Origin of the sequence: Thermosynechococcus sp. TG215 (assembly GCF_031583455.1) — a bacterium.
Lineage (GTDB): Bacteria > Cyanobacteriota > Cyanobacteriia > Thermosynechococcales > Thermosynechococcaceae > Thermosynechococcus.
Genome location: NZ_CP134178.1, coordinates 1,914,685 through 1,940,809, shown reverse-complemented (window position 1 = coordinate 1,940,809; position 26,125 = coordinate 1,914,685). Strand labels below are relative to the sequence as shown.

General features: G+C 53.5%; 21 protein-coding genes, 1 tRNA gene and 1 pseudogene. 19 read left to right on the top strand and 4 right to left on the bottom strand.

What is annotated here, in order from left to right:
* Positions 1-3 precede the first annotated feature (3 nt).
* The 3 genes from RHJ02_RS09495 (at position 4) to RHJ02_RS09485 (ending at position 845) form a co-directional block, all read left to right on the top strand.
* Positions 4-183 (top strand): hypothetical protein, encoded by a 180-nt coding sequence (locus tag RHJ02_RS09495; protein WP_206199958.1) that lies wholly within the window; start codon positions 4-6, stop codon positions 181-183.
* Between the two features lie 95 nt (positions 184-278).
* A complete protein-coding gene (locus RHJ02_RS09490; RefSeq protein ID WP_310742963.1) occupies positions 279-485 on the top strand; it encodes a hypothetical protein in 207 nt (68 codons plus the stop codon).
* A gap of 9 nt (positions 486-494) precedes the next feature.
* On the top strand, positions 495-845 hold the full coding sequence (locus RHJ02_RS09485) for a hypothetical protein (protein ID WP_206199956.1): 351 nt from the start codon (positions 495-497) through the stop codon (positions 843-845).
* On the opposite strand, the gene RHJ02_RS09480 is transcribed toward RHJ02_RS09485, so the two are convergent.
* The gene (locus RHJ02_RS09480) at positions 778-4,518 is read right to left on the bottom strand and encodes a PAS domain S-box protein (RefSeq protein ID WP_310800170.1); all 3,741 of its coding nucleotides are present in this window, start codon (positions 4,516-4,518) and stop codon (positions 778-780) included. The genes RHJ02_RS09485 and RHJ02_RS09480 overlap by 68 nt on opposite strands.
* A 317-nt stretch (positions 4,519-4,835) precedes the next feature.
* On the opposite strand from RHJ02_RS09480, the gene RHJ02_RS09475 reads away from it, so the two are divergent.
* From RHJ02_RS09475 to RHJ02_RS09440, 7 genes and pseudogenes are all read left to right on the top strand, one after another.
* Positions 4,836-5,063, top strand: coding sequence for a hypothetical protein (locus RHJ02_RS09475; protein WP_225901554.1), 228 nt, complete (start codon positions 4,836-4,838; stop codon positions 5,061-5,063).
* Entirely contained in the window at positions 5,018-5,869 is an 852-nt protein-coding gene (locus tag RHJ02_RS09470) for a prepilin peptidase (protein WP_399363943.1), read from the top strand. The genes RHJ02_RS09475 and RHJ02_RS09470 overlap by 46 nt, the downstream gene beginning before the upstream one ends.
* A gap of 302 nt (positions 5,870-6,171) precedes the next feature.
* Complete coding sequence (gene alaS / locus RHJ02_RS09465) at positions 6,172-8,847, top strand: alanine--tRNA ligase (RefSeq protein ID WP_310800169.1); 2,676 nt, start codon at positions 6,172-6,174, stop codon at positions 8,845-8,847.
* Between the two features lie 166 nt (positions 8,848-9,013).
* Entirely contained in the window at positions 9,014-10,438 is a 1,425-nt protein-coding gene (locus tag RHJ02_RS09460) for a site-specific DNA-methyltransferase (protein WP_315863388.1), read from the top strand.
* Positions 10,438-11,393 (top strand): annotated as a pseudogene (locus RHJ02_RS13095) (type II restriction endonuclease). Before RHJ02_RS09460 ends, RHJ02_RS13095 begins: the two are co-directional and overlap by 1 nt.
* Positions 11,394-11,666: 273 nt before the next feature.
* Positions 11,667-12,899, top strand: coding sequence for an LL-diaminopimelate aminotransferase (locus RHJ02_RS09445; RefSeq protein WP_206199950.1), 1,233 nt, complete (start codon positions 11,667-11,669; stop codon positions 12,897-12,899).
* A 71-nt stretch (positions 12,900-12,970) separates the two neighbouring features.
* Positions 12,971-15,454 (top strand): O-antigen ligase family protein, encoded by a 2,484-nt coding sequence (locus tag RHJ02_RS09440; RefSeq protein WP_310800166.1) that lies wholly within the window; start codon positions 12,971-12,973, stop codon positions 15,452-15,454.
* On the opposite strand, the gene RHJ02_RS09435 is transcribed toward RHJ02_RS09440, so the two are convergent.
* A complete protein-coding gene (locus RHJ02_RS09435; RefSeq protein WP_310742956.1) occupies positions 15,451-16,158 on the bottom strand; it encodes a fimbria/pilus periplasmic chaperone in 708 nt (235 codons plus the stop codon). The genes RHJ02_RS09440 and RHJ02_RS09435 overlap by 4 nt on opposite strands.
* Positions 16,159-16,227: 69 nt before the next feature.
* A tRNA-Met gene (locus RHJ02_RS09430) sits at positions 16,228-16,301 on the bottom strand.
* Positions 16,302-16,495: 194 nt separating this feature from the next.
* On the opposite strand from RHJ02_RS09430, the gene RHJ02_RS09425 reads away from it, so the two are divergent.
* From RHJ02_RS09425 to nagA, 9 genes are all read left to right on the top strand, one after another.
* Positions 16,496-17,101, top strand: a complete 606-nt coding sequence (locus RHJ02_RS09425; RefSeq protein ID WP_206199947.1) for a hypothetical protein — start codon at positions 16,496-16,498, stop codon at positions 17,099-17,101.
* Positions 17,102-17,153: 52 nt separating this feature from the next.
* Positions 17,154-17,852 carry a response regulator transcription factor gene (locus tag RHJ02_RS09420; RefSeq protein ID WP_310800165.1) on the top strand — a complete coding sequence of 233 codons (699 nt, stop codon included), beginning with the start codon at positions 17,154-17,156 and terminating at the stop codon, positions 17,850-17,852.
* Positions 17,853-17,925: 73 nt separating this feature from the next.
* Positions 17,926-20,493, top strand: coding sequence for a leucine--tRNA ligase (gene leuS / locus RHJ02_RS09415; protein ID WP_310800164.1), 2,568 nt, complete (start codon positions 17,926-17,928; stop codon positions 20,491-20,493).
* A gap of 107 nt (positions 20,494-20,600) precedes the next feature.
* Positions 20,601-21,086 carry an adenylyl-sulfate kinase gene (gene cysC / locus RHJ02_RS09410; protein ID WP_310743551.1) on the top strand — a complete coding sequence of 162 codons (486 nt, stop codon included), beginning with the start codon at positions 20,601-20,603 and terminating at the stop codon, positions 21,084-21,086.
* 59 nt (positions 21,087-21,145) lie between these two features.
* Positions 21,146-21,352, top strand: coding sequence for a DUF2839 domain-containing protein (locus RHJ02_RS09405; RefSeq protein WP_302678153.1), 207 nt, complete (start codon positions 21,146-21,148; stop codon positions 21,350-21,352).
* Positions 21,353-21,359: 7 nt separating this feature from the next.
* Complete coding sequence (locus tag RHJ02_RS09400; protein ID WP_310800163.1) at positions 21,360-22,607, top strand: D-alanyl-D-alanine carboxypeptidase; 1,248 nt, start codon at positions 21,360-21,362, stop codon at positions 22,605-22,607.
* A gap of 3 nt (positions 22,608-22,610) precedes the next feature.
* Positions 22,611-24,242, top strand: a complete 1,632-nt coding sequence (locus RHJ02_RS09395; RefSeq protein ID WP_206199942.1) for an ATP-binding protein — start codon at positions 22,611-22,613, stop codon at positions 24,240-24,242.
* Positions 24,243-24,292: 50 nt separating this feature from the next.
* Positions 24,293-24,520 carry a ferredoxin family protein gene (locus RHJ02_RS09390; protein WP_011057929.1) on the top strand — a complete coding sequence of 76 codons (228 nt, stop codon included), beginning with the start codon at positions 24,293-24,295 and terminating at the stop codon, positions 24,518-24,520.
* Positions 24,517-25,668, top strand: a complete 1,152-nt coding sequence (gene nagA / locus RHJ02_RS09385; protein WP_310800162.1) for an N-acetylglucosamine-6-phosphate deacetylase — start codon at positions 24,517-24,519, stop codon at positions 25,666-25,668. The genes RHJ02_RS09390 and nagA overlap by 4 nt, the downstream gene beginning before the upstream one ends.
* Here nagA and RHJ02_RS09380 read toward each other — a convergent pair.
* The gene (locus tag RHJ02_RS09380; protein ID WP_149818861.1) at positions 25,639-25,908 is read right to left on the bottom strand and encodes a CD225/dispanin family protein; all 270 of its coding nucleotides are present in this window, start codon (positions 25,906-25,908) and stop codon (positions 25,639-25,641) included. The two genes, nagA and RHJ02_RS09380, sit on opposite strands and share 30 nt — an antisense overlap.
* Positions 25,909-26,125 lie beyond the last annotated feature (217 nt).

Here is a 26,125-nt window from a genome sequence, read left to right as displayed (position 1 = left end):
TCTATGTCCTCCACGCCACTTCTGCCCACCTTCTCCATCATCTTGGAAACTGAGCACTTGGCAAATGCGGATATGGCTGGACTCCACCGTGCCCTCCAGTCCCTTGCTAGCCAAGATTTACCCCCCACTGCCGCCAATGAAGTCCTGCTCTTGAAACAGGGGATGCTCCCCAAGCGTATCTAGTGCTGGCTGGGGAAACTGCGATTCGCGGGGCTGGTGTTTACCGCACAGCTATGGCACTGACTGACATTTTTCCGCAATACAGTGGGGGAAGGCAAATGGAACCGGCGGCGGGCTACTTTTTGAATAATGTGGCTTTTCGCCGTCAGTTTTTGCTGGATCACCCCATTCCCACTGAATTGTCCCTCTATCGCGGTAACTGCCTCATTCATGCCCACACACTGCTGCAACAAGGGGAGTGTATTTGGCGGCAACCCCAAGCCCGTGCGAGTCATGCTCCCCCCAATGGCCTCTGGCACTTCTAGTGGCGATTTTTGCTCATTGGCCACGATGACTACTGGCAGCAGCGCTTGTTAGGAAAGCCCTCCCAAAGGCCACGGGTGCAAGATCATCAGGGCTGGCGGGGCAAGTTGAAAATTTTTGGCCAGCGGTTGCGGCGCATGATTAGCCATGATCCAAAGCATAGACTGTTCCTGCCCTTGGGGCTACCGATCGCCCTCGTGGCTGTGCTACTGATTTTGGTGAGCTACCAAGTGACTGCCCTCAAGCCCCACCATCTGCTGAAGGCCTACGACAGAGTTCTCACTAAGCAAGAGTCTAAGCATAGCAATAGCGATCGCGCCCGCCCCGCTTGGCGAGATAGAGCTGCTGATCAGCAAGGGTGATGAATTCATTCACCGGTTGGCCGACTTGGGGCAGCAAGCTGACAATGCCCATACTCAGGGTGACGCGATCGCTCACTGAGGAGGCCATATGGGGAATCTCCAAGGCATAGAGAAGCTGTTGGATGCGTTCGGCGACGCACAGACTGCCAGTGAGATCGGTATTGGGCAAAATCAAGGCAAATTCCTCACCACCGTAGCGTGCGGCTAAATCGGTGGGACGGCGCACCGCTTGGGTTAATATTTTCGCGATCGCGATCAGGCAGTCATCCCCTGCTTGGTGGCCGTAGTGGTCGTTGAAGTTCTTGAAGAAATCGACATCACAAAGAATCAGGGAAATGTTCGTCTGTTCTCGCTGGGCTAACTGCCACTGCTGCTGCAAATCCTGGTCAAAATAGCGCCGATTGGCAATCTGGGTGAGGCCATCAATGGTCGCAAGGCGGGAGAGTTCGGCATTGGCCAATTGCAGTGAGTCATACAAGTTTGTTTGCTGAATGGTAATTGCCAGTTGATCGGTGAAGGAGAGAATGAGTTGGCGTTCCTCATCTGTCCAGCCGCTGGAATGATTAAAACGCTGAAAGGAAAAAGCCCCCCAAATCTGCTGATTGATCCGAATTGGGGCAATGAGCCAGCCACCACCGAGCACTTGAGCAATTGCACGGTTCACTGCATCGGTGGGATCCAGATTCTCTAGGGCAGGCAGCTCGGCAATTTTTCCTTGGCGGAGGGTTGCGGCAATGGGATTATGCTCGTCTGGAATCGTTATCCCCACGCTAGGGGTTATATAGGGTTTGTTGAGAAACTCCACTAGGGGAATCCAGTGGTGCTGTTCTGGCTCGTACTTGACGACAATGGCGCGATCGACCCGCAGGATATGACACACCTCCTGTACCGCCTTGGCAAAGGCCTGATTGAGATCAGGGGCTTCGCGAATCTCCTGAATGAGCTGGTTGAGTTCCCGCTGGCGAACGGCTTGATCTTGAAGGTAGGCCTCGTAGTGCTTGCGATCGCTAATATCGCTAAAGGTGAGAATCACCTGCTCAATGCTCCCCGTTGCCGTGACTTCTGGATCAGCGGTCACTTGCAGCCAGAGCCGCTGTTGGGTTTGTTGATTGAGAATGCCCATCACCCCTTGTACCCGTTGCTTTTGAGCAATGGCAATCATCAGCGGAAAAGCCGCTGGCGGCATTGGTTCCCCGGCATCGTTGAGGGCATCCCAAGCCATTTCTGTTGGTTTTTGACCAATGATGTCCGCTTCCTTGACCCCCAGCAGCTCACAGCCCCGAGGATTAATCACTTTTGCGTAGAGATCAGCAGACAACAGCATCACTCCCACATCTAAATCGTTAATGAGATTGCGAAAGAGTGCTTCCCGTCGGCTGAGTTCTTTAGCGATCGCCACTTGAGTTTCTTCAAAACGCTTGATTTGTGTAATATCGCGGATGACGCAGAGGACTTGATTTTTGCCTTTGTAGCGCAACCTTGTGGCAAAGATATCCACATCAATAACCTGGCCATCGCTACAGCGATGCTTGCTGACACCGTGCCAAGTGGGCTGATGCCGAATCGTCTCTAGGAATTCCTGAAACTGATCGCGGTAGTCGGGGTGCAGAAAATCCTCAGGTTGGAGTTCAAGGCATTCACTACGACTGAAACCATAGATGTCGCAGATGGCATCATTGACCTCAACGATCTGTAGGTTTTCGGTGTCATAGATCACTAGGCCATCGGCCACAGACTCGAAAACACTGCGATATTGAGCCTCGCGCTCATCCAGTTCAGCAAGGGCACGTTTGCGATCGCTAATATCAGTACAGACCACCACACAGCCGACAATTTCTTCCTCCTCATCCAGCAGGGGAAAAAGGTGGCTGAGCATATCACAGGGAGCATCGGTGCGGCAACGCAGCAGAATTTCTTCGTCGTTAATGGTTTCTCTGTCCAGAACGCGGTCAATCAGGGCTTCCACCCGAGTCACTGATTCTTGGGGATGGAGCAGTGCCGAAAATGGCATACCGGGCACCACTTGAGCCGCTGCCAGTGTCTTCAAGCCAACCCAATTACTGGTTAAGAGAGTTTTGTCGCGATTGAGAGTCAAAATGATGACGGGACAATTGTTCACTAACTGCTCATAGCGGTTGCGCTCGCGATCGAGGGCGAGTTGCAGTTGGCGTTGGCTAGTAATGTCATCAATCAGGGCAATCAGCAGGTGAGGCTCACCATTGGCATTGCGCACACAGGAGAGGGTTAAATTTCCCCAGACGGTGTGCCCCTTTTTGTGGCGGTAACGCTTGACAATTTGATAGGTGTTGCGCAGTCCCAGTTGACACTCTTGGATGAGAGCCGCCTCGTCAGGCCAATCTTCAGCAAAGGTCAGATCATGGGCGGTGAGATTTGCCAGTTCAGGAGCGGTGTAGCCGACAAATTGGCAAAAAAAGGGATTGCAATACACAAGGCGGTAGTGGTTAGCAGGGCTAGTGACAATAATCCCGACTTGGGCATTTTCAAAGACCGCACGCCAGCGATACTCACTTTCTCTGAGGGCTTGCTCTGACTGAATCCGTTCTGTTTCATCCACAATGATGCCCTCAATTGCATAGGCTTTGCCGGTTACGTCATAGACTCCCTGACCGTACTCATGTACCCAACGCTCCGACCCATCAGCACAGAAAATGCGGTAGCCGACACTAAAGGGGAAGCCCTTGGCAAGAGCCTCATGGATTGTGCAATCAACGCGATCGCTATCTTCTGGATGCGTAATACTAGCGTAGCTACGAACCTGATTGTGCACCAGTTCGCTCGGGAGATACCCCGTCAGCTCGGTGAACTTGGGACTTAGGTATTCCATCGTCCACGAAGCATCAATGGCACAGCGATACACCACGGCGGGTAGGTGATCTACGAGGTTGCGATAGCGTTGTTCGCTTTCCCGCAGGCGCATTTCCTGTATCTTTTGGTCATGGATATTGACCATGACGCCGATGACGGTTGTGGTGTTTGGTGGTTCCTGCCGATATTCCCAGCGATCGCGCACCCACACATACGCACCATTGGCATGGCGCAGGCGATATTCCAAATCGCAGGGTGTTGCTCCCCCTTGCTGAGGGATGGCTTGCCAAAAGCGCTCTTGATCCTCTGGGTAGATGAGTTGCTGCCACGCTCGCAGGGTTTTGGGCAATTGCTCTAGGGGGTACCCCAGCACCCCTTGACTGTCACCGTACCAATAACACCACTCTCCTTGGATTTCCCAGAAGAGCTGTTGACCTATCTCCGTCAGGGTGTGAAATCGCTGCCACCATTTTTCCAGTTCATTAACCCGCGCTTCTTGGAGCAGCCAATGGCGATAGCGTTCGGTAATTTCCGTTAGGGTCAGGGTCCAGCCGTGAGCATCAGCGGTTAAATCCAGTTGCCACCACTGCTGTTTGGGCGGATCATAGCAGTCCCATTGTGCCGGGGTTTGGGTGTTGAGCACTTGCTGGAACCGCTCTAGGGAGAGGTCAAAGTTGGCGGACAGTAGCTCGATGACGGAGAGGCCCGCTAAATCGGTACTAGCGTGGTTCAATAACCGTTGCGCCGCAGCGTTGGCATAAAGAATGGTGCCCTTGCGATCGCCCGCCAAGACAGGATGAGGTAAATGGTGCAGATGATTGGCAAGGGAGAACTGCTGTGAGTTCATGGTTGGGTCAAAGGAGTTGTGAGGAAACAAGGAACACAGTCAATAGCTACAGGGCGAGGCTAGCGATCGCCAGGGGGCTGGGCATGGTGAAACAATCAATTCCTTCATGAATACTCTCCTGAGGTGATTTCACGAGGAAGATGTCTTAGCGCCATCCTACCCCTATGCTATCGCTTTGCTAAGACAAGATGATTGATAGTCAGGTAGAGGATTTCAGATCTGCTTTTGCATAGGCGGAGCGCTTGGCGAGAACTGATGATTGGCTCAAAACCAAACATAACCGTTTCTAATTGTTCGCTTGCCGAGGAGTGGGGCACATGCCAGTTTTGCAGACCATGGAAACCGTTGATACCCCCCTATTAGCCGCTGCTCAATCCATCTATAATCTCTACCAGCAGGTTCATGGGGCAAAAACGGTGCCTGCGGGTGTCGCTGTTAATCGGCAAACCCTGCGGGGCTATGTGCTGTTTACTAGCCAACCAGTGCTGCTGCCCCAAGAATGCTTTATTCCCTACGATCATCTGCCGGAAGTAACACGCCTATAACTGCACTAACTTTTTTGACCTTTGCTAGCTACTGCCTTGTCTTTGGCCTTGGGGCAGCGGTGGGGAGCTTTCTCAATGTTGTGATCTACCGTGTGCCGAGTGGGCGATCGCTCCTTTATCCGCCGTCTCGCTGCCCGATCTGTTTGACCACACTCAAGCCCTGGGACAATATCCCAATTTTGGGCTGGCTATTCGTGCGGGGGCAATGTCGTTACTGCCATGCACCCATTTCTTGGCGGTATCCTGCGATTGAGCTGTTGACGGCACTGCTGTACGTCCTGATTGTGGCTGTGAGTGGCTGGCAAGTGCAAACCCTTGTGCTCTGGCTGCTGAGTGCGTGGCTCTTGGCTTTGGCCTTGATTGATCTAGACACGATGACGCTGCCCCATCCCCTGACAAAATGGGGGTTGATTGTCGGCCTGCTCCTGAGAGGGTTAACGACGGGTCTAGGCGGACTCACGGAAGGCATCATTGCCGCAGTGATTGGCATTTGGCTCTTTGATCTGATCCGCTGGGGGGGGGCGATCGCCCTTGGTCAGGAGGTCATGGGGGGAGGGGATAGCAAACTGGCGGCGATGATCGGGGCTTGGCTAGGTTGGCAGGGATTGCTCGTTACCTTTTTCTTGGCCTGTGCCCTCGGTGGCCTGATGGGTGGACTGGGGATTGCCCTCGGTTGGATTCAGCGGCGGCAACCGATTCCCTTTGGCCCTTTTTTGGCAGTAGCGGCTATTGTCAGTGGTCTCTTTGGCCGCCAATTGATTCATCTTTATCTCGAAACCTTTTTGCCCGGCGTGTTTGTGCGCTAACTCCTATCAAAGAAAAGACAACTTGACAAGATAAGCCAAAATCCCCTGACAAGGGCGACAATAAAACCCCATAGGCGGGCATCCACCACCCGCTGGCGATCGCTCAGATCAGCAACTTTCTCATATTAGCGCGCATTCCTCTCACTTCCTCAAGGAGTTGACCCATTTCAGAGCGGGTGGCTGGCTCAGTCATGGCTATTCTCGTAAATCCTGCCAATGGGGTGCCTTATTCCCAGAGTACAATCCAGTATGATGAAATAATGTTCTTGCCGTTTGTTGCGCTCCGTTGAGACGTTGCTCCAATGACCTCGTCCCCCTCTGCGTCGGCGACAATTGCCCTCACAGGTGATCAAATTCGCCAAAAATTCCTTGAGTTCTATGCCGCTAAGGGACACACGATTTTGCCCAGTGCCTCGCTGATTCCAGAGGATCCGACGGTGCTGCTGACGATCGCCGGCATGCTCCCCTTCAAACCCATTTTCCTCGGCCAAGAAACGCCAAAGGTACGCCGCGTCACCACTGCGCAAAAGTGTCTGCGCACCAATGACATTGAAAATGTGGGTCGCACTGCTCGCCACCACACGTTCTTTGAAATGTTGGGCAACTTCAGCTTTGGCGACTACTTCAAGGCGGAGGCCATTGGTTGGGCATGGGAATTGATGACCACGGTTTATGGTTTGCCCCCGGAACGGCTCTTGGTGAGCGTCTTTGAAAATGACGATGAGGCCTATGACATTTGGCATCGCCAAGTGGGCTTGCCCAAGGAGCGCATCCAGCGCATGGGAGAGGAGAGCAACTTCTGGACGGCGGGGCCAACGGGTCCCTGTGGCCCTTGTTCTGAGATTTACTACGACTTCTATCCGGAAAAGGGGCTAGCTGACGTTGATCTCGATGACGATCGCCGCTTCATCGAACTCTACAACCTGGTGTTCATGGAGTTGAACCAAGACGATCAAGGGCGCCGCACCCCCCTCAAGGCGAAAAACATTGATACCGGTATGGGCTTGGAGCGAATGGCGCAGGTTCTGCAAGGGGTGCCCAACAACTACGAGACAGACTTAATTTTCCCGATGATTGAGGCGGCAGCGCAGCGAGCCGGGATTCAGTACCGCAAAGCCAATGCCAGCACCAAAACGTCCCTCAAGGTGATTGGCGATCACACCCGTGCCGTGGTTCATCTCATTGCCGATGGCGTCACCGCCAGTAATGTGGGGCGTGGCTATGTCCTGCGGCGATTGATTCGGCGCATTGTCCGCCATAGTCGGCTGTTGGGGATCAATGAACTGGTGACCCCTGCCTTGGCTCAAGTGGCGATTGATCTGGCTGCCAATGTCTATCCCAATGTGCGCGAGCGGCAGACAGTGATTCTCAGCGAACTCCAGCGGGAGGAGGAACAGTTTCTTAAGACCTTGGATCGGGGTGAGAAGCTCTTAGCGGAGATGCTCGCTCCATTGAAGACAACTAAGGGCAAAAAACGCAGTAAACCACAATTGGCAGGGCGCGATGCTTTCGTTCTTTTTGATACCTATGGCTTCCCCTTGGAGTTGACCCAAGAGATTGCCGCTGAGCAAGGCATTGGTGTGGATGTGGCTGAGTTTGAAGCCTGTATGGCCGAGCAGCGGCAACGCTCCCAAGCCGCTCACGAAACCATTGATATTACCGTTCAGGAGGGGATTGACTCCCTAGCGGATCAACTGCATCCGACGCAGTTTCGTGGCTATGACGAGTTTAGTTTGACCACGACCGTAACAGCGATTTTGGTGGCGGGTCATCCGGTAACAACGGCAACAGCAGGGACTGAAGTGCAGGTGATCCTTGAGGAAACTCCCTTCTATGCTGAATCCGGTGGCCAAATTGGCGATCGCGGGTATCTCGCCACCAGTGATGCGCTAGTGCAAATCTACGATGTGCAAAAGCAAAAGGAAGTGTTTGTTCACTACGGCAAAGTGGAGCGGGGCAGCCTCAGCGTTGGCGATCGCGTGAGCGCCCAAATTGATCTCAGTTGTCGGCGGCGGGTTCAGGCGCACCACACCGCAACGCATCTCTTGCAGGCGGCCTTGAAAAAGCGGATTGACGAAAACATTTCCCAGGCGGGATCACTGGTGGCTTTTGATCGGCTGCGGTTTGACTTTAACTGCCCCCGTGCCCTCACTCGCGAAGAGCTGCAACAGATTGAAGATCAAATCAACACGTGGATTAGTGAAAGCCATGCCACCCACACGAGTATCATGGCGCTCAATGAAGCCAAGGCCAAGGGGGCGATCGCCATGTTTGGTGAAAAATACGGTGAGCAGGTGCGCGTTCTCGATATTCCCGGTGTCTCTATGGAACTCTGTGGTGGCACCCATGTCCACAACACTGCTGAAATTGGCCTCTTTAAGATCATTAGCGAAAGTGGTGTGGCGGCTGGGATTCGCCGCATTGAAGCCATTGCTGGACCGGCGGTGCGTGACTATTTGCAACAGCGCGATAGCATTGTCCGCGAGTTGTGCGATCGCTTCAAAGCCAAACCGGAAGAGATTCTAGATCGCATTAGCCAACTCCAAGCGGATCTCAAAGCCCAGCAAAAGGAACTGGAACACCTCAAAGCCGAACTAGCTCTTGCCAAAACCCAAGCCCTCTTGGAGCAGGCTGAAGCCATCGGCGCTACCCATCTGCTTATTGCCTCGCTGGCGGGGGTAGATCCCCAAGGGCTAAAAACCGCCGCTGAATGGCTCCTGAATAAACTGGGCAGTGGAGCTGTGGTGTTGGCCACTCAACCGGCTGCTGACAAAGTGAACCTTTTAGTCGCCGCCAGTCCGGACGTTGTAGAGCGGGGGGTTCATGCCGGTCAACTGGTGGCGGAACTCGCCCAAGTCTGTGGTGGCCGCGGCGGCGGGCGTCCCAACTTTGCTCAGGCCGGCGGATCTCAACCTCAGAAATTGGCCGAGGCCTTTGAAAGGGCGCGATCGCGGCTACAGGAAATACTCGAGGGTTGATCGATTGGCATCACTATCTTTTTTGTCGATCTTTGCTCAGTTGGAGTGAGAGCCGTGAAGCACAACTGGCTGCCCCGGAGACAGAAACACTTAACCGAGAGCAGCAGTCTCCTCGTGCAGGCGAGAGGTCACAACCTATCGGTACGTTTAGTATTCAGCTATTGAAATGCAATATACTACGGCATCCACTGCTGTATTGTCTCAACCCCCTGAGTTCCTCAGCACTATTAGACATCTTGATAAGCAGCTACACGATCGGTTCAGAAACAGATTCGACATTGACCCTACACTCTCGCGTTTTTTGGTGAGTTTCCAAGGCAATAAAACTAGACCTTCTTATCGTTGGTACAAGTTCAAAGAAGCGTTTTCAGCTTCTTTAGTCGAACATCTATTTCATAACGGTATTAACGCAGGTAGAATTCTGGATCCTTTCGCAGGCAGTGGAACAGCTTTGTTTGCTGCAAGTGCAATGGGTATAGATGCAGATGGGATCGAGTTGTTACCCATTGGTCGCGAAATCATTGCGGCCAAACAAATTCTAGATGCCGAATTCACCCCTGAAGACTTCGAGAGATTGTGCCAATGGTCGACGTTGAGAGTTTGGAAAGAGTCGCAAATAAGTGTTCCCTTGCCAGAGCTGCGAATCACACAGGGAGCTTATCCCAAAACAACAAAGGAAGCCATCGAAAAATATATAGGCGCGTACCAAGTCGAGAATAGTAGAGTTCAATCCATCTTGCGCTTTGCTTTACTTTGTGTACTGGAATCCATCAGTTTTACTCGAAAGGATGGTCAATACCTTCGGTGGGATTACCGCTCTGGACGCACACAGGGTAAGAAAATTTTCGACAAGGGCGAAATCCTAGAGTTCGATCAGGCTATTTGTGAAAAGATAAACGAGATTTTAGAAGATGTATCACCCAATCATCAAACAACTTTGTTTGCTGCGGAAAAACTTCAGGCTCAAATCCGTTTGTTTGAGGGTTCATGTCTTCAAATATTGCCGCAATTACCCGACAGCACCTACGATGCAATTCTGACCTCTCCGCCTTACTGCAACCGCTATGACTATACGCGTACCTATGCACTGGAACTCGCGTTGTTGGGCACAGATGAACAAAAACTACTGAGACTTCGCCAAGAGATGCTTAGTTGTACAGTGGAAAATCGCCCAAAAGACTTGTTGGGCATTAACCCGCAATGGGCAACGGCATTGGCTGCTGCTGATGAGGAGGAACTATTACAAGCCATTCTGAAGTACTTGGAAGACCAAAAAGCGCAACGGGCTCTGAACAATAACGGAATTCCTCGGATGGTAAAAGGCTATTTTTATGAGATGGCTTGTGTTGTCGCCGAATGTGCGCGTGTATTGAAACCAAACGCACTCTTGTTTATGGTCAACGATAATGTCCGTTATGCAGGAGCGAGCGTTTCGGTCGATATGATCCTCTCTGATATTGCAGAGAAATTAGGCTTTTATGTTGAACGTATTCTCGTTTTGCCAAACGGCAAAGGCAATAGTAGCCAGCAGATGGGGGAGTACGGACGCGAAGCTCTACGTAAGGGCATTTACATCTGGAGAAAATTGTAATGTCTTTGCGCCCATACCGAAACCATCTTCAGTCTAGTGATGATCTCGTTACGAGCTATGAAGCCACACGCGCAGGCTTTGTTGCTCTTGCGCTCGAAAAGAATCGTCGCTCTACGCCTTACGTCGCCGAAGCAAGGGCATTGCAAGAAGCTGCATCAAGGGCTAAAACCCCTGCTGATTTGCTGGCTATCAAAGGCATAGAAGTAGGTCTTCTCAGGGCAGCAGGATTATCTGACAAGGCGCTGGTTCATCTACAGCCAGCAGACAAGGCGGAAGCCATCAATGGCCTCATCAAGAATTTCTTGAGCCAGCGGGAGAGAAATTTATTGAAGAACTAGTGTTCAGGTTTCTGCTGACGCGTGGCGACGCCCTCGGCGGATCAATGCGCAACATTGGCGGCGTCTTAGCGCAGAGAAAACTTACTCGCGCAATCATTTCAACGCTGGCGATAGCTGGCATCAGTTATAGATGGCAACATTCAAAGACTAGGCGGTGGGTTGACATGACTGACGATGACTTGGAAATCGAGTTGTCTTTGCGTGGCTTGAGCTGGGAAAGCATGGGTAAGTCGCGCACCTTGATTGACAACTTGACCGTCCCTTTGGTGAAAAACAATGTGGACATGTGTTTATTTAACCTTAGCCCTGAGGAGTTGCAGTCCACAGAGCATCAATTGGCCACGTCTTATATTGCACTCGGTGAACTCAAAGGGGGAATAGACCCAGCAGGCACAGACGAGCATTGGAAAACTGCGCGAGCGGCTCTTGACCGTATCCGTGAAGCGTTTTCGAAAGCGAAACACTCCCCGCATGTTTTCTTTATAGGTGCAGCGATTGAGAAGAAAATGGCGGTCGAGATATGGGATCAACTGGAAAAGGGATTACTTGCCAACGCTGCTAACCTAAACAATCCAAATCAAATTGCATCGATCTGTCGCTGGTTATGTGATTTGTAAAAGTGCTGACCCAATTTAGTTATACCAACCAGCGATCGCCCCAATGGAGGACTCACTTTTGCTGCAAGTACTGCTTTTCAGACCGTGAGCTTTACTGTGCAGTTCCAGAGGCTTATAGAGCAATCGCTGGCGAATATGAGTGAGGAAAGCGTGAATAATCCCGTATTCTTTAGGGTGCTCATCCTGAAAGATATTGAGTTGCCCAAATTAAAGCATCACTTTAGAATGTTTGAGGTTAAAATTTAACAAATCTCCCTGATTGCAGTCTAATCTATGGCCTTTGTTAACGCAAACTACCTCAAACTCAAGGCAGGGTATCTCTTTCCGGAAATTGCCCGCCGTGTCAATCAATTCTTGCAAGCCCATCCCGATGCCCCCCTGATTCGTCTCGGCATTGGGGATGTCACCGAACCGCTGCCGGCAGCCTGTCGTCAAGCAATGATTCAAGCGGTGGAAGAAATGGGCGATCGCGCCACCTTCAAAGGCTATGGGCCTGAGCAGGGGTATCCTTGGCTACGGGAAAAAATTGCCGCCCACGACTTCCAAGCCCGCGGCTGCGACATTGATGCCAGTGAAATTTTTATTTCCGACGGCTCCAAGTGCGACACAGGGAATATCCTCGATATTTTTGGCGACGGCAACCGCATTGCCGTTACCGACCCCGTTTATCCCGTCTATGTGGATACCAATGTCATGGCAGGGCACACGGGGGAAGCCAATGAACGCGGGGAGTACACTGGACTGGTCTATTTGCCGATTACCGCTGAAAACCACTTCACCGCCACGCTACCCAGTGAACCTGTGGACTTAATCTACCTCTGCTTCCCCAACAATCCCACCGGTGCGGTGGCCACACGGGAGCATTTAGAGGCGTGGGTGGACTATGCCCGTGCCCACCAAGCAATTATCTTCTTTGATGCCGCCTACGAAGCTTTTATTACCGATCCCGCTATTCCCCACTCCATCTATGAAATTCCCGGTGCCCGCGAGTGTGCCATTGAATTCCGCTCCTTCTCGAAAAATGCCGGATTTACGGGAACTCGCTGTGCCTTTACCGTAGTACCCAAGGGTCTCAAGGGGCAAACCCCCAGTGGCGAGGCCGTCGAACTCTGGGCGCTGTGGCAACGGCGGCAATCCACGAAGTTTAATGGTGTGTCCTACATGGTGCAGCGGGGCGCCGAGGCGGTTTACTCTGAAGCCGGTCAAGCCCAAGTACGGGAACTGGTGGCCTTCTATATGGACAATGCCCGTCTCATTCGCGAAAAACTCACCCAAGCGGGCTTTGCAGTCTATGGTGGGGTCAATGCTCCCTATGTCTGGCTGAAGACGCCCCAAGGGATTGGCAGTTGGGACTTTTTCGATAAATTGCTGCACACTTGCTATGTAGTGGGTACCCCCGGTGCTGGTTTTGGGGCAGCGGGTGAGGGCTATCTGCGCCTTTCGGCCTTTAATAGTCGGGAAAATGTGGTTGAAGCCATGGATCGGGTGGTGGCAGCCTTTGCCTAAGAATTCACCTAGAATCAGGACAAGGCTCATCAAAGCGGTTGGAGCGGCTTTAAACCCTTTTAGCATCACCGATGACGGCAAAACATTGGGGCGAACAGGCAGCGAAACAGGAGGGCATTCTGCTGGGGTTGTTCACAGCAGCTGGCTATACCTTTTTTACGCTTCTACCCGATAGTCACAGTCTCATGGTGGCGTGGCCTTGGGTCTTACTCTGGCAAGCCGCGCTGGGGGTGCCTCTGCTTTGGTTTTTGCAGGTGTTGGCCTATCAACGGCGGGTGCAGCCCTTGGGAAATGGCTTTGATGGCGTAGTGCTATTACTCCTGTTGGCATTGGCGATTTCAGGGACGTGGAGTACTTTTCCCCATCAGGCTCGCTGGTATGGCTGGGCACTGTTGGGAGGTATTGCTGTTCTTTATCCCCTCGGGGCTTGGTTGCGCACCCCAGAACGCCGCTGGCAAATTGTGCGCTTTCAAGGCTATCTCACTGCCCTCGTGATTCTTGTCAGTTTAGGCCTTTGGCTGGGCACAGCGATCGCCCCGGCAATTTTTGATACTCCCCAAGGATTAACGCCCCACCTCAATGTGGACACTTTGGAACTCCGCAACTGGGCACCCTTTGGCCACCAAAATTACGTGGCGGGCTATCTCCTATTGGCTCTACCCTTGGTAGGACTGTTGGCCATAGAAGCAGAAGCCAGTGGATCGCGCCGGTTTTGGATGGCGGTGCTGCTTTTGGGTCTAGTTACCCTCTATACAACATTTTCACGGGGGGGCGGCCTCGGCTTACTGGCAATGGTCATTCCCCTTGGCGTGGGTTGGGTTTGGCACTATCGCCGCCAGCGTCGCTCTTGGTGGGGCTTGTTGGCTTTGGTGGGCTTAGCGGTGGTCGCTTTGGCCAACGATCGCCTGCGCCGCAGCTTAGTGGCTCTCTGGCAGGGAGGACAAGGGAGCGAACTAGCCTACCGCTGGATTACCAGTATTGTTGGCTGGCGGATGGGGGCCGCCCATCCTCTGAGGGGCAATGGCTTAGGCAGTGTGCCCCTGTGGTATCAGCACTATCGTCCGGGCTGGGCTGGCCGTGAAGCGGAGTGGATCTATCAACTCCACAGTACCCCCGTACAACTGTGGGCCGAACTTGGCCTTTGGGGCATTGCCGTATTGCTCTTGGGGGTGGGGCTACTGGTTTATTGGGCAATGCGCTATCGTTGCTGGTGGCCGAACTTAACACAACGGGAACAACGGCTGGCGATCGCCCTCTACCTTGCGCTTTGGGGCTACGGCGTACTCAGTCTTACGGATTTTCAACTGGACAATGTTGGCATTGGTGGCCTCTTCCTAATTGAACTTACCCTCTTAACAACCCTGATTCGCACAGGCCAAGGGCAAACTCCTCCCCAACGGTTGCGGGTACGCTGGGCACTCTCGCTGGTGGGCGTGGCTTTAGGAATCATCCTAGTGATGGTGGGTTGGCTGACACCGATTCACCGTGCTTGGGCAAGTAGCAGCGAAGGTTTTCTAGCCCTCTTGGAAACCCCTCCCGACTGGAATCGCTTTACTGAGAAGCTCTTCCATGCTCAGGAACTCGCCCCTTGGGAACCCTACTATCCGCTGCAACGGGGGTGGCACTATGGCCAGCGGGGCATGATGACAGACAACCCCACAGCACGGGCAAACCTCTTGCGTACAGCAACGGTTGAGTTTGAAAAAGGAATTGAGCTGTCCCCCTACCTTGAGTTTGGTTATAGTAACTTGGCATGGCTTTATTGGCGCGAGGGCAATTTGGGTGCAGCAGTTCCTACCTTTGCCAAAGCGGCTCAACTGGTACCGGCTAAACGGGGCAATTTTCTGGGTCTCGGCTTAGCCCTCATTCGTAAGAATCAACCGCAACTCGCCACCCAAGCCCTGATCCTTGAGGTGCTGCGCCATCCCATCTTCATCACCAGTCCGGCTTGGCGGGTTGCTCCCCTCGCACCCTTTTATCAACCAGTTCTGACGGCGGTCACGGAGCGTTATCGTCAGCTTGAGCAGGACATTGCCAGCGATCGCCCCTCAGGCGCCTATGTGCGTCAAGTGTCAACCCTCCTCCGCTGGTGGCAAGGGGAACTCCCTCGGGACACCGACCCCCTAGCTGCATGGCTGCAACCCTTGGCCAACCCCCAAGAGGCAACATTGAAGGCTCCTGCAACGCTGCAAACCTTTCTCAAGGCATGGGATGACCCTAACAACCGCCGTGACCTCTTGGCCTCCGTTTGGTCAGGTAGCCCGGAGCAACTGGAACAGATGGTGCGCTCCATAGCTGGTCAGCCAACACCCCTTGAGTGGTTGCGTTCGGCGGCGCCTGCCGTGGCGATTACCTATACCCGTGCCGGTTTTGGCGTCAATAGTCGCCACATTGATGGCCCCCAACCCACCGACTTTTTCATTGCCATTGACAGTCTGCCAATGGTGACTTTATTCGCGCCGCTGTGGCCAGACAACACCTTTTTGCCAGAACTAGATCAGGCTCTAGAGGGCGATCGCCAGCGTCTTTTTGCTGCTCTTAATCAAAGGCTCTAACGGCAAACCCCCGTGGGTCGCTCAATTTGGGTGGTGGGGGGATGGGCAGCAATGTCCAAGACAATCTGTAGGATTCGCACGGCTGCACACTGGTCTTGGGGCAAAGGCATGGGCATTAAGGGCCGCGTCACCCCTGCAAGAACATATTCCCGTTGCGGGCGCAGCTCAAAGAGCCGTTGACCATTCTCCGCCAAGCCTCTGACTGTGATTTGATCCGCCTCGATATGCACATTGCCCCGATTACTGACAGTCATTTGCAGGGTTCCCTGCTGCACTTGGGCATTGAGGAGTTGCCCCTGCCGCCGAATGACCGCTGGTTTGATAAATACGGGTAGGCTATGCACCGTTACGAGGCGCGTTTCTGAGCCGATTCCTTGAGGGGCTGGAGGAATTTCTGCAACTAAAAGCCGATATGTCCGCTCGACATCAGCAGCCGGCAAGCGATGGCCAAGGCGAATTTCAGCCCGTCCGCCCACGGGCAGATGCAGGAGGTTGGGAAAGGCGACTAGCTCTAGGCTATTTGCGGGTAAGAGATGGAGTTCATCTTCCCCCGTTGCCCGCTGTTGCCACTGCTGCACCCGCACCTTAAAGTCGAGGGGGACATTGCCCGTATTAGCGATCGCCAGTACCGTAAAAGGTTCTTGGGGTGCCAGTTCAATCTTCAGCGCACTCAAGCGATATTGAGCCGTCTGCGCTGTGGACATGCCAAGAATCAAGCTAGGGAGAGGAATTAAAGGAGCTAAGAAGCGCCAGAATCGATTAAACATCATGAATGGCGGGGCATGGATTTGAACCATGGACCTTCGGGTTATGAGCCCGACGAGCTACCAGACTGCTCTACCCCGCGTTGCTCTAGCTTGTCTAAGATAGCGTATTCCCTAGAGGATTGGCAAGCGATCGCTAGAAGATTTATAACATCCTATCAATACCCTAAGTTTTTCTTGGGTCAACTGTAGCAACCCTTACTTCCATCATCCCGACAAACAGATATAAAGAAAGTATTAAGATTACCTAGGTCTTTTTAGACTAACTCCTTGAGCAATGCTGCTACCGCCTCTTCTCCTCGATACTCTGAGGGAAATTTATCAGCGCCAAGGCTCAGCCCTCTCTGCCAGTCCCCTGCGAACTGAAAATCAGCTTCTCCTGTTGATTGAAGGACTCCCAGAAGCGAGCCGTGCCACCCTAGAAACACTACTGGTGTCCTACGCTCGGGCTAAGGCGTCTCTCCCTATCAATTTGGCCTACCTCTTGGCACTAGAGGGTGAAATCCTGAACCTGCTTGGTGTGACATCCGCAGTACGCCCCTTGTTTACGCCACCAGTGGTACAGACGCTGCAAAACTATCTGCCATGGTTTAGGAAGGCAAGCCAGATCGTGCAGAATCACCTCGGTTGTGCCCTTGTGCGTAACTACTGGTTGATTACCCGCCCGACTCATCCTTGGCTGCGCACGATTCGGGTTGAGACCTTTTACACTGAGCAAGTACCTGCTCCCGATCGCTACCTCAATGAGAAGCAGCAAGACCTGCTACAAACATGGTTAGAGCAATTTCTTCTCTACTGTTATCGCCTTGTACCCACACTGCCAGCGGAGGCGATCGCAGCGGGAATTCCAGTGCCGCCTCAGTTGCTACAAGCAGCCGCCTAACTCAAGAGGATTTCGCTAAAATTTTGGTGTCCATCAGCCATCAATTCATGTTGTGGAGCACATTCTGCTGCTAGAGGATGAAACGGAACTCGCCGACCCCTTGGGTCACATCCTGCGCCAAGAGGGCTACCACGTTGACGTGGCCTACGATGGTGAAACGGCTCAAACCTACTGGCAAACGCAGCGCCCCTACCACCTCTTAATTTTGGATTGGATGGTGCCACCGCCTACGGGGCTAGAACTTTGTCAACGATTGCGCCAAGCTGGTGATGAGACTCCCGTTCTCTTTCTCACTGCTCGAGATACGGTGGATGACAGGGTGCGGGGTCTGGATGCCGGTGCTGATGATTACTTGGTTAAACCCTTTGAACTGCGGGAATTGCTGGCACGGGTACGAGCACTGCTGCGACGGCGCCACACGATGGGGTGTACGGCACCGATTCTTTGCTGGCAGGATCTGCGGCTCGATGTCGAAGGTCGCTTGCTCTACCGAGGAACACAGTGTATCTCCCTCTCTGAGAAGGAAACAGCGCTCCTAGCTCTTTTCCTCAAGCACCCGACGGAACTTCTCAGCCATGAATTGATTGCTAGTCAACTGTGGCCGGATCAGACCTGTGTCAATCGCAACCTATTGGCCGCCCAGATTCGACTGCTACGGCGCAAAATTGAGCATGCCGACGAACCCTCCCTCATTCAAACGGTCTATGGTCAAGGCTATCGGCTACGCCTCGTTGCGGCACCGGCAAGCTAAGACCACTGTTGCCGTATCTTGGAGAGGAACGTGCCAGATACAATAGATAAGCTGTTCTTTTGGGAAAACTGTTGTGGACGATCGCTACGACCCCCAAGTGATTGAGGCCAAGTGGCAACAGGAATGGGCTGCCCGCCAGATCGATCGCACCAACACCGATCCGCAAAAGCCGAAATTCTATGCCCTCTCGATGTTTCCCTACCCCTCTGGGAATCTGCATATGGGGCACGTCCGCAACTACACCATTACTGATGTCATTGCCCGCTGTCGGCGGATGCAGGGCTATCGCGTTCTCCACCCGATGGGCTGGGATGCCTTTGGCCTGCCGGCAGAAAATGCTGCCATTGAACGGGGGATTCATCCTCGCGTTTGGACACAGCAAAACATTGCCCAAATGCGCCAAGAACTGCAACGCCTTGGCCTGTCCTACGATTGGGAACGGGAAGTAGCCACCTGTCACCCCGACTACTACCGCTGGACGCAATGGCTCTTCTTGGAATTCTTTGAGGCGGGTTTGGCCTACCAGAAGGAAGCAGCGGTGAACTGGGATCCCGTGGATCAAACAGTTTTGGCCAATGAGCAGGTGGATAGCGAAGGGCGATCGTGGCGATCGGGCGCCTTAGTGGAACGGCGACTGCTTAAGCAATGGTTCCTGAAAATTACCGCCTATGCTGAGGAACTGTTGAATGACTTGGAACAACTGACGGGCTGGCCAGAGCGGGTGAAATTGATGCAGGCCAACTGGATCGGCAAGTCCACGGGTGCCTATCTGGAATTCCCAATTGTTGGCAGTCATGAGAAAATTGCTGTTTTTACCACCCGTCCCGATACCGTCTATGGGGTGACCTACGTGGTGCTGGCGCCCGAACATCCCCTGACACCGAAAGTCACCACTAGCCGCCGCCGCAAAACCGTCGAAGCCTTTATTGCCAGTGTCCAACAGGAAAGTGAACTGGAACGCACAGCGGGCGATCGCCCCAAACGCGGTGTGGCCACCGGTGGCAAAGCCGTCAATCCTTTTACTGGGGAGGAAATTCCTATCTGGATTGCCGATTATGTCCTCTACGAATATGGGACTGGAGCCGTGATGGGCGTACCTGCCCACGATGAGCGCGATTTTCAGTTTGCCAAAGCCCACAAGCTCCCCATTCGCCAAGTGATTATTCCCCCAGACGGCAAAGCCAGTGCCCGCCTCAAGGCCGCCTATACGGAGCCGGGGAGATTGATCAACAGTGGTCCATTTGATGGCATGGACTCCACCGCCGCCAAAGCAGCGATTACCGAGTATGCTGCTACCCAAGGTTGGGGACGCGAACAAGTGCAGTATCGGCTGCGGGATTGGCTCATTTCTCGCCAACGCTACTGGGGTGTGCCCATTCCGATCATTCACTGTCCGCAGTGTGGGGCGGTGCCGGTGCCGCGGTCAGAGTTACCTGTGCTGCTGCCAGAAGAGGTGGAGTTTAGCGGTCGTGGCCCTTCTCCCTTGGCCAAACTTGCGGCGTGGCGCGATGTTCCCTGCCCGAAATGTGGTACCCCTGCCCAGCGGGAAACGGACACAATGGATACCTTTATTGACTCCTCTTGGTACTACTTCCGCTACGCCGATGCGCGCAACAGTGAAGCCCCCTTTGACCCAGCGGCCATCAAGGACTGGTTACCCGTGGATCAGTATGTAGGGGGGATTGAGCACGCCATTCTCCATTTGCTCTACTCGCGCTTTTTCACCAAAGTTTTGCGCGATCGCCAGCTTGTCCATGTCAGTGAACCCTTCCAACGCCTACTCACCCAAGGCATGGTTCAAGGGCGCACCTACAAAAATCCGCGCACGGGCAAGTACATCATTCCTAGCCGCATCGCCGATCTCAGCCAACCCACCGACCCGGACACAGGGGAGCCCCTAGAGGTGGTCTATGAAAAAATGTCCAAATCTAAGTACAACGGCGTTGCCCCCGGCGATGTGATTCAGAAGTACGGGGCGGATACTGCCCGCATGTTCATCCTTTTCAAGGCGCCCCCCGAAAAAGACCTCGAGTGGGACGATGCCGATGTCGAAGGCCAATTTCGCTTTCTCAACCGCGTTTGGCGCCTCGTGCAAACCTTCAAAGCCAAGGGTGGTCAGCTGGGTCAACCCCTGCCGGCAAGCCTCACTAAAACGGAAAAAGAGCTGCGCCGTGCCATTCACACTGCCATCAAAGAAATTAGCGACGATCTGGAAGGCGACTATCAACTCAATACCGCTGTTGCCGAACTAATGAAACTCAGTAATGCCCTTGGCAGTGCCGACTGCCACACTTCGGGGGTCTATAGCGAAGGCATCCAAACCCTACTCACCCTACTCGCCCCCTTTGCCCCCCACATCAGTGAAGAACTCTGGCACCAACTGGGTGGCACCGACTCCATCCACCGCCAGCCCTGGCCAAAAGCAGACCCCACTGCCCTCGTTGCCGATGAAATCACCCTTGTCATTCAGGTCATGGGCAAAACCCGTGGCGCGATCCAAGTGCCTGCCACGGCTAGTCAAGTGGAACTGGAGGAAGCCGCCAAGCAGTCGGAGATTGGCCAACGCTACCTAGCGGGCAAAACGATCAAAAAAGTGATTGTCGTTCCCGGCAAGTTAGTGAACTTTGTCTTAGCCCCCTAGACCCTCACTGGTTGCCGCAGTCCACTTAACTGTATTGACCTCCTATGACCCACTCCGAAGGCTTAACTCTCTAGTTTACTGGTCTCTCTGGGGCTGGTAAAACAACGCTGGCTCACTATGTCCACAAGCAGCTTCAGGCGGCTGGCCATGCTGTTGAACTTCTCGATGGCGATATTGTCCGCCAGCATTTGACAAAGGGGCTGGGGTTTTCTAAAGAGGATCGGGATGAAAATATCCGCCGCATTGGCTTTGTGGCTCAACTGCTGACTCGCCACGGGGTGATCGTGATTGTCTCGGCAATTTCGCCCTATCGCGAGATTCGGGATGAGGTGCGGCATAAAATTGGCCGCTTTGTTGAGGTTTATGTGAATGCCCCCTTGACAGTGTGTGAGCAGCGGGATGTAAAGGGACTCTATAAACGGGCGCGGGCAGGGGAGATTCGCAATTTTACGGGGATTGATGACCCCTATGAGCCACCCTTGAATCCAGAGGTGGAATGCCGCACGGATTTGGAGACGATTGAGGAGAGTGCGGCTAAGGTGTTGCAAAAGCTGGCGAAGTTTGGTGTGGTGTGCCCAATCGTTGAGTCCTAGAGGGTCATTGCCCCGCAAAAGTATCTAGGATAGAGATTGTAACCGTTCGAGCAGCGAGTATGGGTGAGGCAAAACGGCGCAAAGAAACCCTCGGTGAGGCCTACGGTCAAGAAAAGGGGGGCTGGCTCAAGAAGGAGCAACTGCTGCTGATTCAGAAGTGGGTGACGCGGGGCACGTGGGTAGGGATTGGCCTGCTGGTGGTGATTTGGTTAACGGTTCGCTTTATTGGCCCCAGTTTGGGATGGTGGCAATTGACAGCAAATTAGAACGGGTATGCTAGATTTGTTGGCAGCATTGGCATGGTACTGGGGACAGCCGCGCATTGAGGCATTAAAGGCAGTCATCTTTCCCTCTGAGGTGGCACTGTATCAGTATCGCGATCGCTACCTGCAAACCTTGGCTCAGGAAGGCTTCTTGCCCAATCAACAGGGCATCTGGGTTCAAAGTGCTCAGCAGTTACTCGTGAACCACCAAGGCGATCGCCCCCTTGCGGCTGCATCGGTCACTAAAATTGCCACGAGCCTCGCTGTGCTGGATAAATACCCCTTTGACTATCAGTTTCTGACTCGCATCGGCACCACAGGCACGCTGCAAAATGGTGTTCTCAGGGGGGACTTGGTCTTGATTGGCGGCAATGATCCCCTCTTTGTCTGGGAGGAGGCGATCGCCATCGGTAATGCCCTCAATCGCTTGGGCATTCGTCAAGTGCAGGGGAATTTAGTCATCGTTCCCCCTTTTGTAATGAACTTTTACCCTGAACCCCAGACCGCCGCAGCGCTATTCAAACTCGCCCTAGATCACCGCCGCTGGACGCCTGAAATTCAAACGGCCTATGAACAGCACCTGAAGGGACAACCCCGCCCCCAAGTAAGTATGACGGGTGAAACACGCTTCCAAAGCACGATCCCTGCGAGTGTTACCCTGCGCCTCGAGCATCGCTCACTCCCCTTGGGGGAAATTGTGCGGCAAATGAATATCTACAGTAATAATGAGATTGCGGAAACGCTAGCCGAGATGGCAGGGGGTGCTGCAACCGTAGCTCAAGTGGCCGCCCGTAAAGCCAATGTACCCCCCAGTGAAATTCAACTGATCAACGGCTCAGGTCTGGGGGAGGAGAATCGCATTTCTCCCCGGGCGGCGTGTGGGATGCTTTTGGCGCTTCAGAAGATGCTCGCTCAGAAAAACCACAGTTTGGCGGATGTGCTACCCATGGCGGGGCGCGATCGCGGCACCGTTGAGTATCGTCAGTTACCCACCGCCACACTGGTGAAAACCGGTTCCCTTTGGAATGTGAGTGCGTTGGTTGGCGTCTTACCCACAGCAAAATACGGCACTGTCTGCTTTGCGCTTCTCAATGGCGGAGACAACCTAGAAGGGTTTCGGCGGGCACAGGATCGCTATGTGCAGCACCTGAGTCAAACGCTACAAGCGACCCAAAGACTGGGTGCTGAATTTCACCGCCAAGCCCCTGCTCCGCGGTTTGGCGACCCCCAACGCATTCAGCTCCTGAAGGCGCAATAAACGATGACGGCTCAACAACTGGGAATTGTCGTCCAAGGTTCCCTCAGTCAAGGCCTTGAAGTGCGGCTCAGTGGTAGCGTCTCCGTTGAGGAACTGCGGGTTGGTCAATTTTTGGTGGTGCAAGGCCAGCGATCGCGCTTCTTTTGTCTGCTGACGGATGTCGTGCTTGGTACGGCCAATCCCCGCATTCTGCTCAATCCCCCCGCCCTTGAGGATACCTTTTTGCAGGAGGTACTGGCGGGTACGGGCACGTTTGCGACGCTAAGTGTGGCACCGATGTTGATGATCCTCAACGATGAGCAGGATTTACTGCCCGTAAAAACGATCCCTGCCCATTTCAGTCCTGTCTATGAGGCCAGTGAACGGGAGTTTCGCGCCGTGTTTGGCTGGGAAGACGATCCGCAGCGGCGCAACTTTGCCATTGGGACTCCCTTAGATATGGCAGTCCCCATCTGTTTGGACTTGGATCGCTTTGTCGAGCGCAGCAACGGCATCTTTGGCAAGTCGGGGACGGGCAAATCCTTCCTAACGCGGCTGTTGCTGTCGGGGATTATCCGCAAACAGGCGGCGGTGAACTTGATTTTTGATATGCACTCGGAGTATGGCTGGGAAGCCACCCGTGAAGGCAAGTCAGTCAGCACCGTTAAGGGATTGCGGCAACTGTTTCCACAGCAGGTGAAGATCTATACCCTTGATCCCGAATCCACGCAACGGCGGGGGGTGCGCGATGCCCAAGAACTCTACATTGGCTTTGATCAAATTGAGGTGGAGGATCTGGCGCTGGTGCAGGGGGAACTTAACCTTTCAGAAGCCAGCCTCGAAAATGCCATTATTCTGCGCAATGAGTTTGGCAAGGGTTGGATTAGTCGCCTTTTGGTGATGACAAATCAGGAGATTCAGGAGTTTTGCGAAACGAAGATGGGCAGCAAAGCCTCGATCATGGCGCTGCAACGCAAACTGACACGGCTAGAGCAACTGAAGTACCTGCGGAATACCTGTACCAAGAACTACATTGGTCAGATTTTGGACACTCTTGCGGCGGGTCAACATGTGGTGATTGAGTTTGGCTCCCAAGCCAATATGCTCTCCTATATGCTGGCGACGAATATTATTGCCCGCCGCATCCACCAAGCCTATGTGCAGCAGTCGGAGATTTTTTTGCAAACCAAAAATCCCAGCGATCGCCCGCGTCAACTGGTGATCACGATTGAGGAGGCTCACCGCTTCTTGAATGCAGCGACGGTGAAGCAAACGATTTTTGGGACGATCGCCCGCGAAATGCGCAAGTACTTTGTCACGCTCCTCGTTGTTGATCAACGGCCTTCGGGCATTGATAGCGAGATCATGTCGCAAATTGGCACCCGCATCACCGCACTCCTTAACGATGAAAAGGACATTGAGGCCATTTTCACTGGGGTGGCGGGTTCGCAGCAGTTGCGATCGGTGTTGGCCAAGCTGGATTCTAAACAACAGGCGCTTGTGCTGGGTCATGCGGTGCCGATGCCTGTGGTGATCCAAACCCGCAGCTATGACGAAACCTTCTATGCCGAGATCGGCGATCGCGATTGGGAGGAACTCCCTACACCCATGTTATTGGAGGCGGCTCAAGCGGCGAAGTCAGATCTGGGGATCTAGCCTAGAGCTTTAGAATTGATCCTGAATCAACTCTCAGTGAGGAAAACGCTGTGGCGCACACCATTGTCACGAATACCTGCGAAGGGGTTGCCGATTGCGTTGAGGCGTGTCCGGTGGCCTGTATTCATCCGGGACCGGGGAAAAATGCCAAGGGCACCGATTGGTTCTGGATTGATTTTGCCACCTGTATTGACTGTGGCATTTGTTTGCAAGTGTGTCCCGTGGAGGGGGCAATTGTGCCTGAAGAACGCCCTGATCTGCAAGCAACGCCGGCATGATGACTGAGCAATGGCTCGATCGCGTGCGGCTTTTGGGGAGCGATCGCTGGCAACAAGTACAACTCACAAATGGTAAAGTGACGGCGATCGGCACTGACCTGATTCCCCCCGATGGCTCTGAGGTGCTGGACTTCGGCGGCGATTATCTCTCCCTTGGGGGCGTCGATCTGCAAATTAACGGTGCCTTGGGCATTCCCTTTCCTTGGTTAAAGACCACCGAACCACTGCCAAAAATTGGCCGCTATCTTTGGCAAGAGGGGATTGATGCCTACGCCCCGACGATTGTGACTGCTCCCCTAGCGGAAATTCACACTGCCTTGAGGGTGATCCACGAATACGTGCCCAATGCGCAAGAGCCTGAAGCCAAAATTTTAGGTGTGCATTTGGAGGGGCCTTTCCTCAATCCCCAGAAGCGCGGTGCTCATCCTCAGTCCCATCTTCAGCCCTTGAGCCTAGAAAGGGTGCAAACAGTTTTAGGGGAGTTCAGTGACACCGTTCAGATTCTCACCCTTGCTCCAGAGTTAGATACCAATGGTGAAGCGCTGCCCTATGTGCGGCAGTTGGGAATTACCGTGAGTTTAGGTCACTCTTTGGCCACCGTGGAGGAAGCGCAGGCGGCTTTTGATGCCGGTGCCACAATGATCACCCATGCCTTTAATGCCATGCCCCCTCTACATCATCGCGAGCCGGGACTGTTAGCAGCAGCCTTGACAGATCAGCGGGTCTGGTGCGGTGTGATTGGCGATGGGGTGCATGTTCATCCACAAATGCTGAAGGTGTTGTGGCAGTGCGCAGGCGATCGCCTGTTTTTGGTGAGTGATGCCCTTGCTCCGCTGGGGTTAGGCGATGGGGTCTATCCTTGGGATCAGCGGCAGATTGCAGTGAAAAATGGGACGGCACGACTGGCTGATGGCACCCTCTGTGGCACCACTGTGCCGCTGTTGGCAATGGTGGGACGCCTAGTGGATTGGGGAGTTTGCGATTTTGAAGCAGGGTTGACCCTCGCAACGGTGAATCCTCGCCGCGCCATCGGTTTGACGACAGAACTCCTACAGCAGCCGGTGACCCATCTTCTGCGCTGGCGATCGCCCCACCACTATGAACGACTGGCCAGCGAGCTACATCCCCCCTTGCTCAGCCATGATTGAGAGCACCATGAGTACCGCATAAAGGGCACCACCGAGCAATCCCGCAATCACCGAAATCCAAGTAAATAGCTTGGCCTTGTTTGAGGCCTCCAACGCCCCGGCGCGATCGCCTACTGCTAACCTTGAATTGACTTGGGCAGCAAAAATAATAGCGACAATACCGAAAGGCAAACAGCAGCAAATCGTGGACAGAATCGCTGGAACCATGTAGTTAGGAATGTTTTCATTTGAAGGGTTCATTGTTAAATTTCCTTAAAAATCAGGTTTGAATAGGGTTTAAAAAATTGACAGCAATTGATTAGCGATCTTTGAATAAGCACAGGCTAGCCTATTTTTTCTCTAAAGGCAATCATCTCCCTTCCACTTTTGTCAAGAGTTGCCCTCAGTCACCGCAAACGTCGGTAGGGTATGGCAAACTAAAGAGGAATTCACTTAGCTTGCAACACGGAAATTGATC